Annotated in this window: 14 protein-coding genes; 6 read left to right on the forward strand and 8 right to left on the reverse strand. The window is 39.6% G+C overall.

Features of this window, described 5'->3' with window-relative positions; genetic code table 11:
- Positions 1–1542 (reverse strand): phospholipase D-like domain-containing protein, encoded by a 1542-nt coding sequence (locus TRESU_RS00200; protein WP_013700319.1) that lies wholly within the window; start codon positions 1540–1542, stop codon positions 1–3.
- 199 nt (positions 1543–1741) lie between these two features.
- Between TRESU_RS00200 and TRESU_RS00205 the strand changes: the two genes are divergently transcribed.
- The 4 genes from TRESU_RS00205 to TRESU_RS00220 are packed head-to-tail and all read left to right on the forward strand — an operon-like array spanning position 1742 to position 9213.
- Positions 1742–5677 carry a phosphoribosylformylglycinamidine synthase gene (locus tag TRESU_RS00205; RefSeq protein WP_148228221.1) on the forward strand — a complete coding sequence of 1312 codons (3936 nt, stop codon included), beginning with the start codon at positions 1742–1744 and terminating at the stop codon, positions 5675–5677.
- 16 nt (positions 5678–5693) lie between these two features.
- Positions 5694–6677: a thioredoxin family protein gene (locus TRESU_RS00210; protein ID WP_013700321.1), complete on the forward strand. Its 984-nt coding sequence runs from the start codon at positions 5694–5696 to the stop codon at positions 6675–6677.
- Positions 6677–7951 carry an HlyC/CorC family transporter gene (locus tag TRESU_RS00215; protein WP_013700322.1) on the forward strand — a complete coding sequence of 425 codons (1275 nt, stop codon included), beginning with the start codon at positions 6677–6679 and terminating at the stop codon, positions 7949–7951. The genes TRESU_RS00210 and TRESU_RS00215 overlap by 1 nt, the downstream gene beginning before the upstream one ends.
- Entirely contained in the window at positions 7948–9213 is a 1266-nt protein-coding gene (locus TRESU_RS00220) for a hemolysin family protein (protein ID WP_013700323.1), read from the forward strand. The genes TRESU_RS00215 and TRESU_RS00220 overlap by 4 nt, the downstream gene beginning before the upstream one ends.
- Here TRESU_RS00220 and TRESU_RS00225 read toward each other — a convergent pair.
- The 7 genes from TRESU_RS00225 to TRESU_RS00255 form a co-directional block, all read right to left on the reverse strand.
- Positions 9208–9858 (reverse strand): cytidylate kinase-like family protein, encoded by a 651-nt coding sequence (locus tag TRESU_RS00225; protein ID WP_013700324.1) that lies wholly within the window; start codon positions 9856–9858, stop codon positions 9208–9210. The two genes, TRESU_RS00220 and TRESU_RS00225, sit on opposite strands and share 6 nt — an antisense overlap.
- 69 nt (positions 9859–9927) lie before the next feature.
- Entirely contained in the window at positions 9928–10674 is a 747-nt protein-coding gene (locus tag TRESU_RS00230; protein WP_013700325.1) for an RluA family pseudouridine synthase, read from the reverse strand.
- 44 nt (positions 10675–10718) lie between these two features.
- Entirely contained in the window at positions 10719–11489 is a 771-nt protein-coding gene (locus TRESU_RS00235) for an ABC transporter ATP-binding protein (protein ID WP_013700326.1), read from the reverse strand.
- Positions 11477–12445, reverse strand: a complete 969-nt coding sequence (locus tag TRESU_RS00240; RefSeq protein ID WP_013700327.1) for a FecCD family ABC transporter permease — start codon at positions 12443–12445, stop codon at positions 11477–11479. The genes TRESU_RS00235 and TRESU_RS00240 overlap by 13 nt, the downstream gene beginning before the upstream one ends.
- A gap of 8 nt (positions 12446–12453) precedes the next feature.
- On the reverse strand, positions 12454–13296 hold the full coding sequence (locus TRESU_RS00245) for an ABC transporter substrate-binding protein (RefSeq protein ID WP_013700328.1): 843 nt from the start codon (positions 13294–13296) through the stop codon (positions 12454–12456).
- Entirely contained in the window at positions 13297–13983 is a 687-nt protein-coding gene (pyrE, locus tag TRESU_RS00250) for an orotate phosphoribosyltransferase (protein ID WP_013700329.1), read from the reverse strand.
- Between the two features lie 87 nt (positions 13984–14070).
- Positions 14071–16497 (reverse strand): glycoside hydrolase family 94 protein, encoded by a 2427-nt coding sequence (locus tag TRESU_RS00255; RefSeq protein WP_013700330.1) that lies wholly within the window; start codon positions 16495–16497, stop codon positions 14071–14073.
- 282 nt (positions 16498–16779) lie between these two features.
- Between TRESU_RS00255 and TRESU_RS00260 the strand changes: the two genes are divergently transcribed.
- On the forward strand, positions 16780–18084 hold the full coding sequence (locus TRESU_RS00260; protein ID WP_013700331.1) for an ABC transporter substrate-binding protein: 1305 nt from the start codon (positions 16780–16782) through the stop codon (positions 18082–18084).
- A 101-nt stretch (positions 18085–18185) separates the two neighbouring features.
- Positions 18186–19145 carry a carbohydrate ABC transporter permease gene (locus tag TRESU_RS00265; protein WP_013700332.1) on the forward strand — a complete coding sequence of 320 codons (960 nt, stop codon included), beginning with the start codon at positions 18186–18188 and terminating at the stop codon, positions 19143–19145.
- Positions 19146–19157 lie beyond the last annotated feature (12 nt).

Consider the following 19157-nt stretch of genomic DNA (forward strand, 5'->3'; position numbering starts at 1 on the left):
CTAAACTAGCGGCGCAAAAATTCTAAAAATTCTTCCAAGCATTTTTACAATCAGCGGAAGTTTTTTGTAGTCGTCCAAAGTCATTTCTTTACATGAAAGTTTTGTAAGCTCAATGTCGCGCTGAATTTTTTCTATAACGGATTTCTTGTAAATAAGAAGTCCGTCTTCAAAGTGATGGAAAAGGCTTCTGTAGTCAAGGTTTATTGAGCCTACGGTTGCTATTTTTCCGTCGCTTGTAAAAAGCTTTGAATGTATAAATCCCGGCAAATAAAGATAAACATGAACTCCGTTTTCAACAAGCGTCTTTAAAAAAGTTTTTCCGATGCAGAATGTCAAAAAATGGTCAGGCTTGGAAGGAACGATAAGCGAAACATTTATTCCTCTGCTAGCCGCAAAAATCAGCGCACTTTTAAGCTGATTGTCAATTATGATATACGGAGTTGTTATGCAGACATTTCTTGTTGCCTTTGACAAAATGTAGAGACAGATATTTTCCGCAATGTCTTTTTCGTTGTAAGCGTTGTCTGCGTAAGGAATCAAAAGTCCTTCTTTGGAATTTTCTTTTATTGCCGGAAAAAATTTTTCATAGCTTTTATTAAATTTTTTTTCTGGAAATTTTGCAAGATTCCACATTTGCAGAAAAAGCGCAGTGTAAGTTTTTGTCGCGTTTCCTCGGATTTTTACTGCGGAATCTTTCCAATATGAAAACTTGTTTTGTCCAAAATTAAAATATTCGTTTGCAAGATTCAGTCCGCCTGTGTAGGAAATTTTTCCGTCAATCACTGCAATTTTTCTGTGGTCGCGGTTGTTTTGCTGCAGATTAAAAACTGGAGTCAGCGGCATATAAATTTTTGACTTTATTCCAAGGCTTGCTAAATATTTATGGTAAACTTTTGTGGACGCGAGCACAGAACCTATTCCGTCGTAAAGAACCCTGACTTCTACTCCTTCGGTGACTTTTTGCTTTAGAATTTCAAGAATTTTCTGCCATGAATCATCGGGCGTTATTATAAAAAATTCCAGAAAAATAAATTCCTTTGCGTTTTTAAGTTCCTGCATGAAATCAGGAAAAAAATCTTCCCCGCATGAGAAATATTCAACATCGGAATCTGTGTATACAGGAAAGTTTCCGCTTTCGTAAAGATAAAATGCGAGGTCGGAAATTTCAGGAAATGCTGATTTTGTTTCCGTAGGCTTTGGAACGAATTTCCAAGTTTGAATCTTGCTCTGTTCAATTTTGTTTTTAAGTCTAGCATTACGTGTCGCCATTTTTGTATAGATATAAAGTGAAATTCCGAACAGTGGAAAAATCATCGTTGGAAGAAGCCACGCGATTTTGAATTCGTTTTTTCCTTCACAGTTTGAAAGATAAGCCATAAAAGTAAAGCTTAAAATCAAGTTGACTCCGGCAAAATAAAAGAAATATGGAGAAAATTTTATTATGAAAAACAAATACATGCAAATCTGCATTGCAAGCAGCAAAAAGCAGAAAACCACACGGCTGTAAATAAAACGTTTAAAAAGTTTTAGTTTTTTCTTCATATAATAAATTTATTCAAAATACATTTTATTTTCAACAAATAAGTATGCAAAGGTTGTTTCAAAGCCAAAAGCACCATATAAAAAAAGTTTCCTAGCATAATTAATCCAATAATGCTTTTATCCTCTTGAAATCAGCTAAAATTGCGATTCAAAATTCAGTTGCGTTGAACAAACGGAGGTTTTGCTATAAAATATGCGAATGTTTCGTATCTATGTTGAAAGAAAGGCCGGTTTTCAGAATGAAGCGGCGCGGATTTTTTCCGAGATTACAGGTTTTTTAGGAATTGGTGGAGTTACCGGCGTCCGTTATTTCAACCGGTATGACATAGAAAATGTCGCAGACGAAGTTGCAAAGGCTTCTGCTGTAAGAATTTTTTCCGAGCCTCAAAGCGATTTTGTTGTTTATGATTCGCTTGAAGTTCCTGCTGATATTACTCAGATTATATGGGAATATCTTCCCGGTCAGTATGACCAGCGGGCGGACAGCGCAGAGCAGTGCCTTACACTTTTGCGGGAAGGAATGAAGTCTGCCACAAAAGTCGGAACAGAGCCTCCTGCTGTGAGATGTGCAAAGATTGTTTTCCTTGAAGGAAGCGTTTGCGCGGATGACGTTTTAAAAATCCAAAAGTACCTTATAAATCCAGTTGATAGCCGGCTTGCAGACAGCTCAAAGCCTTCAACTCTTAGAATGTCTTCTATTGTACCAGCTGATATTGCGGTTGTCTCTGGATTCATTTCAAAATCAGAAAGTGAGCTTGATTCATATAGAAAAGAACTTGGTCTTGCCATGGATTTGGCTGATGTAAAATTCATGCAGGACTACTTTAAGTCAATAAACCGCGATCCAACCTTTACAGAAATCCGCGTTTTGGATACTTACTGGTCAGATCATTGCCGCCACACAACCTTCCTTACAGTTCTTGACGATGTAAAAATTGAAGACGGACCTTATGCTTCCGCCTTGAAAAAATCGCTTGATAATTATAAAGCTGTTCGTGCGGATTTGTATGCCGACCGCAAAGACAAGCCTGTTACTTTGATGGACATGGCCTGCATTGGTGCAAAATATCTTCGCAAGCAAGGAAAACTTGACGACCTTGAAGTTAGCGCGGAAATAAATGCCTGCTCTATTTTTATAGATGTTCATTATACAAGCGGCGAACCTGATGAACGCTGGCTTTTGCAGTTTAAAAATGAAACTCACAATCATCCTACAGAGATTGAGCCTTTTGGTGGAGCGGCAACTTGTATTGGTGGCGCAATCCGTGATCCTCTTTCCGGACGTTCCTGGGTTTATCAGGCGATGCGTGTTACTGGAGCCGCCGACCCTACAGTTCCTTTAAGCCAGACGCTTTCTGGAAAACTTCCGCAGATGAAGCTTACACGTGAAGCTGCCCAGGGATTTTCTTCTTACGGAAATCAGATTGGACTTACAACAGGTCAGGTTTCTGAAGTTTATCATCCGGGATATGTTGCTAAGCGCATGGAGCTTGGCGCGGTTATTGCTGCTGCCCCTTGTGATCAGGTTATGCGCGAAGAGCCTGAAACCGGGGATGTTGTAATTCTTCTTGGAGGCGGAACTGGACGCGACGGAATTGGCGGTGCTACAGGCTCTTCAAAAGTTCACGATGTAAAGTCTGTTGCAACTGCCGCTGCTGAAGTTCAAAAAGGCAACGCCGTTGAAGAGCGTAAAATTCAGCGTCTTTTTAGAAATAAAGATGTGTGCCGCATGATTCGCCGTTCAAACGATTTTGGAGCGGGCGGAGTTTCTGTTGCGGTTGGTGAGCTTGCTTCTGGACTTGATATAAACCTTGATGCTGTTCCAAAAAAATATGAAGGTCTTGACGGGACAGAGCTTGCAATTTCAGAAAGCCAGGAAAGAATGGCAGTTGTTGTCCGCAAGGAAGACGCGCAGAAATTCATCTTGGAGTGCAATAAAGAGAATTTGAACGCGGTTGTAGTTGCGGTTGTTACAGATACAAATAAACTTGTAATGAAGTGGCGCGGAAAGACAATTGTAGACATTGACCGCTCTTTCCTTGATACAGCCGGAGCTGAGCATCATGCGGTTGCTTCAATAGAAAGTCCTGCAGAACAGAAAAATTCTCCTTTGGTTCATCCTCTTGAATCAGTTGAAAAAATTCTTCTTGAAGATTCAGAAAATCCGGACATAAAAGAAGCATGGCTTTGCAATATGAACGATTTGGCTTGCTGCAGTCAGCGTGGACTTGGCGAGCGGTTTGACGGTTCTATTGGCGCAAGTTCTGTTCTTATGCCTTACGGAGGAAAATATCAGGGAACACCGGAAGCTGGAATGGCTGCTAAAATTCCAGTTGTTTCCCCGCACGAAACTTCTACAGTCAGCTTTATGAGCTACGGTTTTGATCCTCGTGTTTCCCAGTGGTCGGCATGGCACGGAGCGCAGGTTGCAGTTCTTTCTAGCTTGGCAAAAATTGCCTGCATAGGTGGAAAAACCGACACTTGCCGTCTTACATTCCAGGAATTTTTTGGGCGCGCTGTAACAGAAAAAACTTGGGGGTATCCTGCAGCCGCATTGCTTGGTTCTATTGATGCCCAGCTTGCAATGGGAACTGGCTCAATCGGCGGAAAAGACTCAATGTCTGGAACTTTTGAAAATCTTAACGTTCCGCACACATTGGTTTCTTTTGCCGTGAATGTTGACGATGTAAAAAATGTTGTGAGCGGCTCTTTCAAAAAAGCGGGAAGCAAAGTTTTCCTTGTGAGCGTTCCATATTCTGCTGAGCTTGTTCCGGATTTTGAAGTGTTCAAGAAAAACACTGCCGCGCTTTACAAGTTTAATAGCCAGAAAAAAATAAATGCGATGTACCCGGTTTGCGCCGGCGGAATTGCAGAAGGATTGAGCAAAATGTCGCTTGGAAATAAAATCGGAGTTTCCTTGGACACAATTCCTTTAAGCTGCACAGCCGCCTCTGGAATAAAAGAAGCCGACGTTAGCGATTTGTTTACTCCACTTTATGGTTCAATTTTAGTTGAGTCGGATTTTGACCTTGACTTGGAAAAAGATTTTATTGAAGGAACAGTTTCTAAAATTGGAGAAACTATTTGCGAGCCTAGCATTGAACTTGAAGATGTAAAAATTTCTCTTGATGAAATTGAATCTGCCTGGGAATCAAAGCTTGAAAAAGTTTTTCCTCCAGTTTCTGGCGCAGAGCTTCAGCCACCATTGCCTTCTTTTGCATTGAAAGAGCATGAGTCGCTTGAAGAAGCTAGAAAAAAATCTTCTACGTTTGATTATTCAGCCGGAAAAACAAAGCCAAAAGTTGTGATTCCTGTTTTCCCTGGAACAAACTGCGAATACGACATGGCGCGTGCGTTTAACTTGAATGGCGGCGAAACAAAAATTGTTGTGTTCCGCAATAGAACTCCAAAAGACTTGGCAGAATCCTTGGATTTGTTCAAGGCGGAAATTGACGAGGCGCAGATTCTTGCTTTTGCAGGCGGATTCAGCGCAGGAGATGAGCCGGACGGTTCAGGAAAATACATTGCCAATGTAATCCGCGAGCACAGAATTGCAGACAGCATAATGGAGCTGCTAAAAAAACGCGATGGCCTTGTGCTTGGAATTTGCAACGGTTTCCAGGCGCTTATAAAAACAGGGCTTGTTCCTTATGGCGAAATAAAAGAACCTTCCGCAGATATGCCTACACTTACTTACAATAGAATCGGACGGCATATAAGCAGAGTTGTTCGCACAAGAATGGTCAGCGCAAAAAGTCCCTGGGCGCAGGATTCCAGTATTTTGAATTCAAAGATTCACCTTATTCCTGTAAGCCATGGAGAAGGACGAATTGTAATCACTGAAGAGCTTGCGGAAAAACTTTTTGCAAACGGACAGGTCTTTACTCAGTATGTTGACGAAAATGGAATTCCTTCAATAATAGAGCCGGATAATCCTAACGGAAGCCTTTTTGCAATCGAAGGTCTTACAAGTCCGGACGGTCGTGTTCTTGGAAAAATGGGACATAACGAGCGCACAATGGGCACAGATAAAGGCGGCTCAAGCATTGACCTTATAAAAAATATTGCAGGAATGGATTCAAACGAAAGTTCTTGCCAAAATATTTTTGCGGCTGGAATAAGATATTTTAACTAATTTAATGGATAGAAAAATGAAAAGACATGGAATTTTTATTGCTGTTATTACAGCGGCATTTCTTCTTGTTTCATGCGGCGCGCCAAAGTGGTATTCGGATTTTGATTCTGCAAAGGAAGCTGCCAAAAAGCAGAAGAAAGATATTTATCTTTTGTTCAGCGGAGATGACTGGGCGGAAACAAGCAAGCCTTTTAAGGAAAAAATTGTTTTAACAAAAGACTTTTCAGACGAATTTGGAAAAAAATATGTTTTTGCGAATTTGGATTTTTCTCAAACTGAATATGCAAAGACAAATGTTCCAGAAAATGCTTCCGAAGATGAATTGAAAGCGGCTGCGGAAATTAAAGAATCCTACGAAAAAAAGGAATTGCTTGCGCGCTATTACAATGTCCGCAAATGGCCATGCGCATTTCTTGTTTCAAAAGACGGATATGTTTTGGCTTCTGTTGATTTTGAAGAAAAGCCTGAATGTACTTTTGAAGAGTATTCTGCAAAAATGAAAGATGCCGGGCAGGAAGCTTTAAAGACAAAAGCCTTGGTTGAAAAAGTTGAAAATTCTTCCGGAATAGAAAAAGCGCAGGCTATAAATGAGCTGGTTGAAAATACAAGTCAAGAACATTGTTTCCTTTTAAAAGATTTGATTCAGGAATTTATTGTTCTTGATAAACAGGATTCAACAGGACTTTTGGGTGCTTACGAAGTCCGCAACGCTTACAATAAATCGCTTGAAGCATTTGCAGAAGGAAAAGATCCCGCCGAGCCTTTTGAGCAGATTGCAGAAAAAACTTCCCTTTCAGATTTGCAGCGTCAGGAAGCTATGTATATGGCGGCTTATGTTCTTGTAAATTTGCCGGATATTGATTTTGAGCGTGTTCAGCAGTGCTTGGAAAAAGCTTACAGCATAAAAACTGAAGGCGGATATTCGGAGGAAATCTTAAAGGCTCTGGAAACTGTGCGCAAATTTTCAGCAATGAAAAAAAGCCAGGAGAGCCAAAAGTAGTGGATTCTCTGGCTGTTCCTTTGCCGGCGCTATTGGCAACTGCGGTAGTTCTTATTGTTCTTTCAACAGTTTTTTCTGCCGCGGAAAGCGCATTTTTTTCTGTTAACAAGCTCCGTGTTCGGCTTTTGCGTGGAAAGCAAGACAAACGTGCAATCCGTGTTTGGAATCTTCTTAAAAACAAAGATAGGCTTATAAACACGCTTCTTGTTGGAAACAACATTGTCAATATTGCCCTTTCTGCGGTTTTTACTTTTATAGCGGTCGGACTTTTTGGTTCGGCTGGAATCGGGCTTGCGACTTTTGTTGTAACAATTCTGCTTTTGGTTTTTGGAGAAATTACACCTAAAATTATTGCAACCCATCACCCGGAAGCAGTTGCCTTTTTCTTTAGTTTTTTTGTTCAGATTATTGAAACTCTTCTTTTTCCGCTTGTAATGGTTTTCACTTCTTTTTCAAGGCTTGTGCTGAAAGTTTTTAAAATCAATGTAAAGCCAAAAAAAGTTTCTTACACTGAAGAAGAAATAAAAACTTTCTTGGACGTTGGATGCGAGCAGGGGATTTTAAAAGTAAATGAAAAAAACATGATGTCGCAGGTTTTCAAATTTACTGACCTTGAGGCAAAAGACATTATGATTCCGCGCAAGCAAATAAAAGCTGTGAACGTAAATGATTCTTATTCCGACATTATTGAAAAAGCCCAGTGTTCTGGTTTTTCGCGCTTCCCTGTTTACAAAAAAGACATTGATGACATTGTGGGAATTATCTATATAAAAGATATGCTGTCATTCAAAAACAAGGCTTCAGAGTTCAGTGTGCAGAAGACAATGCGACCTCCCCTTTTCATTCTTGAAACAAAAAAAATGTCCGGTGTTCAGCAAATGCTTTGGGAAAACCGGCAAAGCATGGCGGTTGTAATTGACGAATATTCTGGAACTTATGGAATTTTAACAAGGGAAGACATTGTCCGCGAAATTTTCGGACCTGTTACGGATGGAAAAAATATCCGTGCGCATAAGGCAGATCTTATAATTGAAAACACTCATGAATGTGAGCTTGACGGTTTTGCTCGTCTTATTGACTTGAACGAAAAACTTGGAATAAATCTTTCTTCTGAAAACTGTGAAACTATAGGCGGCTTTATTTGCGAAAAACTTGGCTCAATTCCGCAGGAAGGAAATTTTATCCTTGCGGAAGGATATAAATTCACAGTAATAAAAATGGAAGACAACCGCGTAAAAAAAATAAAAATGCAAAAAGACGGAGAGCAAAAATGAGCGCATTTTATATTCTTTTGAATCTTTTTGCAATTGCGTTCCTTTTGTTCTTGGGCGCATTTTTTTCAGCGACAGAAACAGCCTTTACCAGCATTTCAAGAATTTCTGTAAGGCAAATGCTCAAGGAAAATGCAAAGAATTCAATAAGAGTTTACAAAATAAAATCGGAGCTTGACCAGCTTATTTCGACTGTTTTAATAGGAACAAATTTTGTAAATACCCTGAACTCCTCAATTGCTACGGCTTTTGCAATAAAAGTTTTCGGGGCGGAATATGTTTCGTTTGCCACTGCCGCAATTACAATTTTAGTTATTGTTTTTGCTGAAATAATTCCAAAGACATTTGCAAGCTTCAATCAAAAAACTGTGGTGCAGAATTCAGCTGTTCCGATTCTGATTATTCAGAAAATATTTTTTCCTGTAATCTGGCTTTTCTTTCAGTTTACAAAGCTTCTTGATTTTCTTGAAAAAAAAATTATAAAGGCAAAACGTCCGCTGATTACAGAAGAGGAACTTAAGGCTCTTATTGCAATCGGGGAAAATGAAGGCACGCTGGAACAGGATGAGCGAAAAATGCTTGAGCGGATTTTTGAATTTTCAGACTTGCGTGTTCACAATATAATGCGGCATCGTTCACTTGTGCGCCATATTTACGCATCGGATTCTTTTGAAGATGTAATAAAAATTTTTGAGGAAACCGGATATTCAAGAATTCTGGTTTATGAAAATGACAGTGAAGAAATTGTAGGCATGCTGTATTTTAAAGATGTTCTTTTTGCTGATAAAAAAATTTGCTCTTGCAATGATTTTGTGCGCCAGTGTATGCGATCTGTTCTTTTTGTGCCGGAAACTTTGAGCGCGATTGAGCTTTTGAAGAAATTCAAAGCTGAAAAAAATAATTTCGCAGTTGCTGTAAACGAATACGGTGAAATGACTGGAATTGTAACTTTGGACAATATTCTGCATGAAGTTTTTGGAAGAATTACAGATGAGCATGGAATGGTTGATGTTCCTCCAGAAAAGCGTATAACACTTGTTGGTGTGAATGAATTTCTTGTTCCTGGAGACATGAAACTTGATGACTTGAACAATGTTCTTTACATGAGTCTTTCAAGTGAAAATTTTGATACTTTAGGCGGATGGCTTCTTGAGCGGTTTGATGAGCTTCCGGCTGTGGGTTCTGTATATAAAAAAGACGGGACACTTTTTATTGTTGAAGATCAAAGTGCCCGTCGTATTCAGACTGTAAGAATCAAACTATGATTCCTTTGCAATTTGTGCAATCATCTTTGCAGTTTTTTCCATTCCAAGAAGAGAACTGTTTATAAGCATATCATAGTGCGCTCTGTTTCCCCAAGTGCGCTCTGTAAATGTGTTGTAATGGTTTGCCCTTCTTTTATCTATGAGCTTTACATCACGTTCCGCTGTGGCAGGATCAAGTCCTTTCGTTTTTATTGCATACTGAACTTTGTCTGCAAGAGGCGCATAAATAAAAATGTTAAGAATATCTTTTCTGTCAATTTCCTCGCAATGGCGCAAAACATAATCTGAGCAGCGGCCGACAATAACACAAGGTCCTTTTTTTGCAAGCTGAATAATTGCGTTTCTTTGCGCATTAAAAACCTGATCGGCAAGAGGAGCTGCTGATGTTGCAGAGTTCATTCCAAGGTGCATTGAGCCTGTTCCTGGTGTGGCGTAGCTTGCTCCAAGTAAAAGCGTGTAAAGCCATCCAGAAGAAATATTCTGCTCATTTTTTTTTATAAAATCAGGATGAAGTCCAGAATCTTTTGCCGCAAGGTCGATTATTTCATTGTCATAAAACGGAATTCCAAGTTCCTTTGCCACTATGCTTCCGATTGTATGTCCGCCGCTACCATATTCACGGCTTATAGTTATGTATTTTTTCATGTTTGTCCTCCGATTTTTTATATTTTATCACAGTTTTTTATGAAGCGTAAGATTTTTTTTTAAGATTATTTATGCCAGAGGATCTATCTTGAAAATTTTTGCAAGCTGATTTCTTACTGCATCCATGTCTTTTGGATAGGGAGCTGTAAAAATAATTTGCTCGCCTGTTTTTGGATGCGCAATTTCAATTGAATAAGCATGCAGTGCAAGTCTGTTTAAAAGCGGGCGTTCTTCGTAAACATCTCCGTTCCATTTTCGCTTGATGTCGCTAAGCCGGACAGGTTTTTGATTCCCTGAATAAAGCGGGTCGCATACAATTGGAAATCCCGTGGACTGAAGATGCGCGCGAATTTGGTGGGTTCTTCCAGTTTTTGGAAATGCTTTTATCCAACTGTAAGGGCCGCAGTGTCCTACAACTTCAAGATATGTTACAGACGGCTTTCCGAATTTTTTGTTGATTACAGTTCTGTGCCTGTCATCTCCGTCTGGAAGAAGCGGAAGATCCACCGTAAAATTGTCCCAAGCTGGATGTCCATTTACAAGGCAATGGTATGTTTTTTTTACAGTTCTTTCTGTAAACTGTATTGAAATATTTCTGTGGGCTTCTGGAGTTTTTGCGTAAATTACAATTCCGCTTGTGTCCTTGTCAATTCTATGCACTGCAAAAAGGCTTCCGAATTCTTTTTCTGCAAGAAGATCTAGACGCGGAGCTTCAGCATCGTATCTGTCTGCGGCAACTAAAAGTCCGCTTTTTTTATTCAGCACAACAATTTCATCATCGCTGTAAATTACCGTATAGCTTGGAGTTGTTTTCATAAAGTTATTTTATCTGATTTTCTGTTTTTTACCAAGAGCGTTTTTTAAAAGACTGCCAATGGGGTTTTGTAAAGTGGATGGGTACAGATTTCTATGTTTGCATTGTATGCTGCACAAAGGTATTCCTTTATCATTATTTGCTCTGGAGTTCCATAGATGCAAGGCTTGAATTTTGGGAGCAGCGCGATTTTTTGTGCGAATCTGGCGGCTGTATTTATGTCGTGAATTGAAATAAGAATTCCAGTATTTTTTTCTTTTGCAATTGATTTTAAAAGAAACAAAAGCTCCTCTTGGTAAGAAAAATCAAGTCCGGCTACTGGCTCGTCTAAAAGCATGAATTCTGTTTCCTGCGCAACTGCTCTTGCAATTCTTGCTTTTTGAAATTCACCTCCTGAAAGTTCCAGAATACTTTTGCTTGCCAAATTTTCTATATTAAGCTGTTCTATGGCTTTGTCTGCCGCATAAAAATCAGCTTTTGAATAAAATCCAGTGAAGTTTGTATGTGGAAATCTTCCTGTAAGAACAATATCTTTTACACTGTAATCCCATGCCGGAAATTCTTTTTGCTGCATATAGGATACAGTTTTTGCCCTTTGTTTTATGCTAAGGCAAGAAATGGGTACAGATTCTTTTATATTTCCAAAGACTAGTTCTGTCTGTACCCCTGACATTATTGAAAGCAAGGTTGATTTTCCACTTCCGTTTGCTCCTGAAAGACAGATAAATTCTCCTTTTTTTATAGAAAGATTTATGTTAAAAAGAATTTGCTTTTTATTCCAGCCTGCGTTGAGGTTGCAAACTTTTAGTTCATCCATTCTATACCTCTTTTTTTGGAAAACAAAAGTGAAATAAAAAATGGCGCGCCAAGTATTGCTGTAACTGTACCCACTGGAAGTTCTGCTGGGGAAATTACAGTTCTGCAAATGGTATCAGAGAGAAGTAAGACAGAAGCTCCTGTAACCATTGAAAGCGGAACTACAGTTTTTGCCTTTGTTCCAAAAATTTTACGTGCGATATGTGGTGCAATCAAGCCTACAAATCCTATTGTTCCGCCTGCGCATACTGCCGCAGAAACTGCAAGAGCTCCAGAAATTAAAATTACAAGCTGAAGTTTTTTTACAGAAAGTCCTAATGAAATGGCGTTTATTTCGCCGCAGGAAAGAATGTCTAGTTTGAATATGCAAAGAAAAAAAATTACAACTGCACCCAAAAATGGTGGCAGAATAAACAAGAGTTCTTCCCAGCCTCTTCCGCTAAAACTTCCTAGCATCCACATATAAATAGAATGAAGCTGCCGGTCATTTATGGAAAGCAAAATCGAGCTGAACGCGGAATACAATGTGCCAAGTGCAGTGCCGCAGAGCAAAAGTGCCGAAGGTGATTTTTTTCCGGCAATTGCTATTACAAGTGCTCCAGAAATAAGCGCGCCTAAAAAAGAGCCGAGTTGCAATGACGAGAAAAATGTTGTGTTGAAAACTCCTGCGCAAGAAGCTAAGACTGCGCCTAATGTTGCGCCAGATGAAACTCCCATTATCCCTGGTTCTGCAAGCGGATTTCTAAAAAACATCTGAAATACAGCTCCGCTTCCGGCTATCGTTATACCTGCGATAAGGCAAAGAATTGCGCGCGGAAGCCTTATGTTAAAAAAGATTATTTTTGAAAAACTGTCACCATTGCAGAATAGTTCTGTAACCTTTATTCGTTCAGCTCCCAAAATCAAAGAGAAAAATATGCTTGCTGCAAATATTATAAACAGTGCGGCTTTTTTCATTTGATGTTTTAATTGGCTATTTTGCTTAGTGCAAGGACAGCCTCTCCTATTCTAGGACCTGGTCTTGAAATTAAATCTGCATTGATAGCAAAAATTGAATTATTTTTTACAGCTGGTATTCTGTTCCATCCTCGGCGCATTTTTATATCTTGTGGATTTATTCCGTTTGCATCTGGCAAGATTATTATTTGCGGCTGGCTTGCGATAATTGATTCTTCGCTTACCATTGGGTAGCTTTCTTTTATTGAATCGAATATATTTTTGTAACCTGCTGCTTCCAAAAGTTCATTTATAAAAGAAGATTTTCCTGCTGTCATAAAAGGCTCATTCCAGACTTCATAATAAACGGTTTTTATGGATGCAGATTTGGGTACAGAATTTATCTGCTGTTCTATGTGTTCTACGATTTTTTTTCCTTCATCCTGTTTTTCAAGAAGATTTGCAATATAAAGGATTTCTTGCTTTGTCTGGGAAATTCCGTTTGCGGCGTTGCTTAAAAAAACTTTTATGCCTAGATTTTCCAGAGGCTTTTTTAAAAAATCGTGCATTCCTTGCGAGCCGTAAACAAAATCTGGGGAATATGCCAGTATTGTTTCAATACTTAAGTTTTTTCCGTCGAATCCGCCAACTGAAGGCAATTTTTTTAATTCTTCCGGGTAGTCGCAGTAGTCTGTTCTTGCTTTTATTTTGTCAAAACTGTCTAAGGCGCATAATATTTCTGCCCCTGAAGGTGAAAGGCATACTATTTTTTTCGGTGAAAATTTGTCTTCTGCACCCAATGATGGAAGGGTACAGATTGAAATTACAACGAAAAATGCAAGAGATTTTAATTTTTTTACTGGAAAATTCAATTATTTTGCACCCCATTCACTGTAGTATGCGTCAATTTCTTTTTTTATTTCGTCGGTTATGATTTTTTTGTCGCCGTTTGTATATAAGCATTCAACAACATCTGCCATTGAAACTATTGCACGTGCAGGAAATCCGTATTTTTCTGTTATAACGTCAAGGGCGGCTTTTGTGCTGTCAGGTGCTTTTTCCATGCGGTTCAGGCTTACGATTTCGCCTACAATTTTTATTCCGTCGGAAGTTGTTTCCTGCGCTTTGATTTTTGGGTAAGTTTCTTCAATTGATTTTCCGGAAGTTGTTACGTCTTCTATTATAACAACCCGGTCTCCGTCTTGAATTTTGTATCCTAAAAGAGAACCTTTGTCTGCGCCGTGGTCCTTTTCTTCTTTTCTGTCTGAGCAATATTTGATTTCTTTTTCATAAAGGTTATGATATGCGATTGCTGTTGCTACGGCCAGAGGAATTCCTTTGTATGCAGGTCCAAACAAAACGTCAAAGTTGTCTCCAAAATTGTCGTGGATTGCTTTTGCATAGAATTCTCCGAGGCGCGCAAGCTGGTTTCCTGTTGTGTATGCTCCTGCGTTCATAAAAAAAGGTGATTTTCTTCCGCTTTTGAGTGTAAATGAGCCGAATTTAAGTACGTTGCATTCAACCATAAAATCTATAAAGTCTTTTTTGTATTGTTCCATAAGAAATTTCCTTGAATTGGTTAGTTTGAATTTTATGCTCTACAACTAACGATAGTTTTATTAAAACTATCGTTAGTTAAAATGTTTTTACATACGCTCGTTTTCTACAGGAAGCGCATTTTTGCCCATTACGGCAATGATTGTGCTTCCGTCTTTTAAAAGCTCAGCTGGAATTGTGGAAGAATCGATGCGTTTTCCGTCTATTTCGATATATTCAATTCCTTTTGAAACGTGCGAAGGATTTTTTACTTCAATGTGAAGATTCATTTTTCTCCAGCGGCGTTCAACTTTAAATCCGTCCCAGTCATGCTTAATGCATGGATCAATCAAAAGTCCGTTGTACTGCGGGCGGATTCCAAGCATATACTGCGTGATTGAATAATAGTTCCAAGTTGCGGCTCCAGAAAGCCAGGAAACTCTTGTGTTGCCCGGACGTTTTGAATATGTGGAATAAGTTGTCTGCCCGATAACATAAGGTTCGCTCTGGCGGATTTCTGCCTTTGTGTTGTATGTAGCTGGAAGCGCGGCTTTGCAATATTCGTAGGCTCTGTCGCCGTTTCCGTTCATGATTTCAGCGATAATTCCCCAGCCTTGTGTGTGGTTGAAAATTCCGGCATTTTCCTTTATTCCCGGAAGATATACAACTGAGCTCATTATGTCGCGGCTTGCATAGATAAATGGCGGCGCGCAAAGCATAAGTCCGTAAGGAGTTGCAAGTTTTTCTTTTACAGATTCAAGGCAGGTTTTCATTTGTTCTGGAGTTGCGGCTCCTGAAAGAACTGACCAGACTTGTGTGTTGAAGTAAATCTGTCCTTCTTCAATTGACTGAGTTCCGTAGACTGTTCCGTCTTCTGCGATTGCCCATATAAACCATTTTCCGTCCCAGCATTTTTTCTGGATGTTTTCATCGAGTTTTTTGCGCTCGCTCAAAGCCCAGTCAGCTTCGTCGTTTTTTCCGAGGCGTTTTGAAATATCCGCGTAAGTTGTAAGTCCGAGTCTAAGCTGGAATGCAACAAAAAGGCTTTCTCCGTGGTAGCCGAGTTTTAGGCAGTCGTTCCAGTCGGCGAGAAGTCCGCAAGGAAGTCCGTCTTTTCCCATTCTCTCAAGATTGAACAAAAGAGCCTGCTTTAAATGTCCGTAAACTGTATCTTCGCCCTTGTCTGCATAAGGAACTACGCGGTTGAAGAAATCAAAGTTTCCAGTTTCTGCGACAAAACAAGGTACAGCATTAAAGAACCACTGGCAGTCGTCTGAGCGGAATTTTTCTGCTGGAATCATTTTTTGTTTTCCGGCTTCAAAATCCTTGCTTATTACAGGCAATGCGCCTCCGTTTGAAAACTGCCCGCTTAAAAGCCGAACAAGACGTTCTTCTGCTTCCTGCGGAATTGCCGCGCTTACTCCAAGAATATCCTGAACTGAATCTCTGTAGCCAAGTCCGTCGCGTTCTCCGTTGTAAACCAAAGATGCGGCTCTTGACCAGGCGAAAGTTATAAGGCAGTTATAAAGTCCCCACATATTCACTGTGTGGTTTATGTCTTCATCCGGCGTAACTGCCGAAAAGCTGTTTAGCTTTGAATGCCAGTTTTTTATAAGCTTTTCAAATTCTTGGTCTGCGCGTTCAAATGTTCCAAATTCTTCTACAGTTTTTTTGCCTTCAACATTTGCGTCTCCGATTCCGAGAAGAACCATGATTTCTTTTGTTTCACCCGGATTCAGTTCAATGTCAGCTTGAACTGTTCCGCAAGAATTGTCTCCGAACGCTTCTGAATTTGAGCATTCGCCTTTTAAAACTGCCGCAGGTTCTTTGTAGTTTCCGTAAGTTCCGATAAATGCTTCACGGCTTGTGTCGAATCCTGTCATTGGCGCGCCAGCAAGAGCTATCCATTCGCTCATGTAGTCGTTGATTGCAGGATTTTTCTGATGCTGAATATAAAGGTTTTCGTGTATTGAATAACGCAGCATATTTGGCGCGGACTTTTCGCCTTTGACAATGAAAATTGAATACTGCAAATTTACTTGGTCTTGCGTTGTGTTCCATTGATTTGAAAATTCGCAGTAGCTGAATGCGCGGAGCTTGCGTTTTTTGCTTCCGGTGTTTGTAACTTTTAAACGCCAGTATTCAAATGTCTGCCCGAGCGGAACATAATATTTTGTTTCAGATTTGATTCCTTCGTATTCAGAAGTGATTTTTGTGTATGCAGTTCCGTGGCGGCATTCGCTTTTAAATTTGTCCAAAGGTTTTCCTACAGGTTGCCAGGAAGCTGACCAGTAGTCGCCTGATTCCATGTCGCGCAGATAAAAATAGCGGCCAGGCTGATCCATTGGAATTGAATTGAATCTAAGGCGCATAAATCTTCCCTGCGCTCCAGACTTGTAAAATCCGTAGCCACCCGCGTTGTTTGTTATGACAGCTCCATATTCAGTTGAGCCAAGATAGTTGCTCCAGGAAGTCGGTGTGTCTGGACGTGTAATAACGTATTCTTTGGCTTCGTCATCAAAATATCCGTATTGCATTTTGTTCTCCGTAAAATTTTCTTTTCCAAATCATAATGAATTTTTGCATTTATTAGAATAGAATTTTCTGCGGAATCGAAAGTTTTAAAAAAATCGTAAGAATTTATAAAAAAAATGAATTTTTTATTTGACAAATAAAAGAAACGATGATAGCCTAATTTTTAGGAAACCGGTTGCCATGTGATTGAGTTCACACGTCCTTCTTGGCGGCCGGTATTTCTATTTAGGAAAGCTGGATTTTTCTGGCTGATATTTTTCATAAAGTTAAAATGGAGGAAACTTATGAAGAAAAATTTTGCAGTTATTTCTGCAGTGATGATTGGAGCTTTTGCTTTTATCGTGGGAGGATGCTCTAAAGATAAGGCATCTCAGGGAAAATCAGATGCAAACAACAAGCTTGTAGTCTGGTCTTTTACAGACGAGCTTAACGGAATGATTGATAATTATTTCAAGAAAGACTCTCGTTTTGCCGGAAAATATGATATTTCATTTTCTCTCACACCTACTGACCAGTTTCCTAACAAACTTGACCCTGTACTGGCTTCTGGTTCTGGATGTCCTGATGTTTTCGCTCTTGAAGATGCTTTTGTGCGCAAATACATTGAATCAGGTCTTTTGCTTGACATTACAGATATTTATAACGAAGTAAAGGACAAGGTTTATCCGTATCCTGTAGAAGTCGGAACTTACAACGGAAAAGTTTACGGAATGTCTTGGCAGGTTACTCCGGGTGCAGTTTTCTATCGCCGTTCTCTTGCAAAAAAGTATCTTGGGACAGACGATCCTGCCGAAGTTCAGAAGCATCTTGCAAACTGGGATAAATTCCTTGAAACAGCAGAGCTTTTGAAACAAAAGTCAAATGGTGACTGCTATATTGTTTCTTCTACTGGCGATATGTTCAAGCCTTATAGTGCTGGCCGCGCATCTCCTTGGGTTGTAGATGACAAGCTTGTTATTGACCAGAAAATGTATGACTACATGGATATGTGCAAAATCTTGCATGACAAGGGCTATGAAGGCCGTGTTGGCCAGTGGTCTGAAGGTTGGTTTGCAGGAATGAAAGGTGTTTTCAAGGATGAATCAGGAAAAAATAAGGAAATATTCAGCTACTTCTTGCCAACTTGGGGACTTCATTATGTTCTTAAGACAAATGCTCCTGAATCTGCTGGCGACTGGGCAATGTGCGCAGGTCCTGTAGGCTATCGCTGGGGTGGAACTTGGGTTGCGGCATGGAAAGGAACAAAGAATCCTAACGCTGCTAAAGAATTTATAAAATACATTGCTACTGACGACACATTCCTTGAGTCATGGGCAAAAAATACAGGCGATGTTGTTTCAAACAAGAATGTTGTTGATAAAATAAAAGACAGCTATGCAGATCCTTATCTTGCTGGACAGAATCACTATTCAGCTTTTGCAGAAATGGCTAAATCTGTAAATGGAAAACTTTCGCAGGGAACAGATCAGGCTATTGAGTCAATATTTTCTGAAGAAACAGCGGCTTACGTAAATGGTGAAAAAACAAAGCAGCAGGCTCTTGATGACTTCAAGGTTCAAGTTTCTTCAACACTTTCACTTTCTTTGTAATGTAGCTTAAAAAACATTTATGCCTGATGCAGTTTCTTATATTCTGCATTGGGCATATATTTTTCCCGGTTTCTGCCGGAAAATTTTTTGGAGGTTTCAAGATGAAAAAAAAATCCGGAATAGAAACCAAGACAAATAGAAACGGATACTTTTTTGTTTTGCCTTTTATACTGGTTTATGCGGCATTTCAGTTTTGGCCGATTTTGTATACATTGATTTTAGGATTCAGCGATTTAAAAGGTCTTCGCTCTGATTTTAGTTTTGTCGGGTTAAAGAATTTTCAGAAACTTATACATGATAGATATTTCTGGGGTTCAGTAAAAAACACTTTTATAATGTGGGGCTGCAATTTTGCTCCTCAGCTTGGAATCGCCTTGCTTTTTGCAATCTGGTTTACTGATATAAGGCTGAATCTAAAAGGAAGAGGATTGTTCCGTGCGGTTTTTTATATGCCGAATCTTTTGACAACCGCATCTATTGCGATTCTTTTTAGAAGCCTTTTTGCTTATCCAGTTGGACCTGTAAATCAGTTTTTGACAGGAACTCTGGGAATTTGGTCTTCTGGAGTTGTTGACGGTGAGATTGTAAACCAGGGATTCAATTTCTTTAGAATGCCAAATGCTTCGCGGCTGATTGTTTCTTTTATTCAATGGTGGATGTGGTGCGGCCATACTTTGATTATGCTTATGGCTGGAATAACAAGCATTTCTCCTTCTTTGTATGAGGCTGCCATTGTTGACGGAGCGAATAACCGTCAGCAGACTTTCTATATAACATTGCCGCTTTTACGCCCGATGATGCTTTATATTCTTGTTACTTCGATGATCGGTGGAATGCAGCTTTTTGAAATTCCTTTCCTTCTCACAGGAATGCACGGAGAGCCTGACTTTAAGATTAGAACGATGTCAGTTTATCTTTACAATATGGGATTCCAAGGCGGAACAGATTATTCTTATGCCGCTGCAATTGCGATTGCTATCTTTATTATCACAATTATTTTGTCTCTTGGAATAAATGCTCTTGTAAAGGAGCGTCCTGCAAAATCCCGCAAGGAAGACTGATACAAGGAGCTT

Origin of the sequence: Treponema succinifaciens DSM 2489, assembly GCF_000195275.1 — a bacterium.
GTDB lineage: Bacteria > Spirochaetota > Spirochaetia > Treponematales > Treponemataceae > Treponema_D > Treponema_D succinifaciens.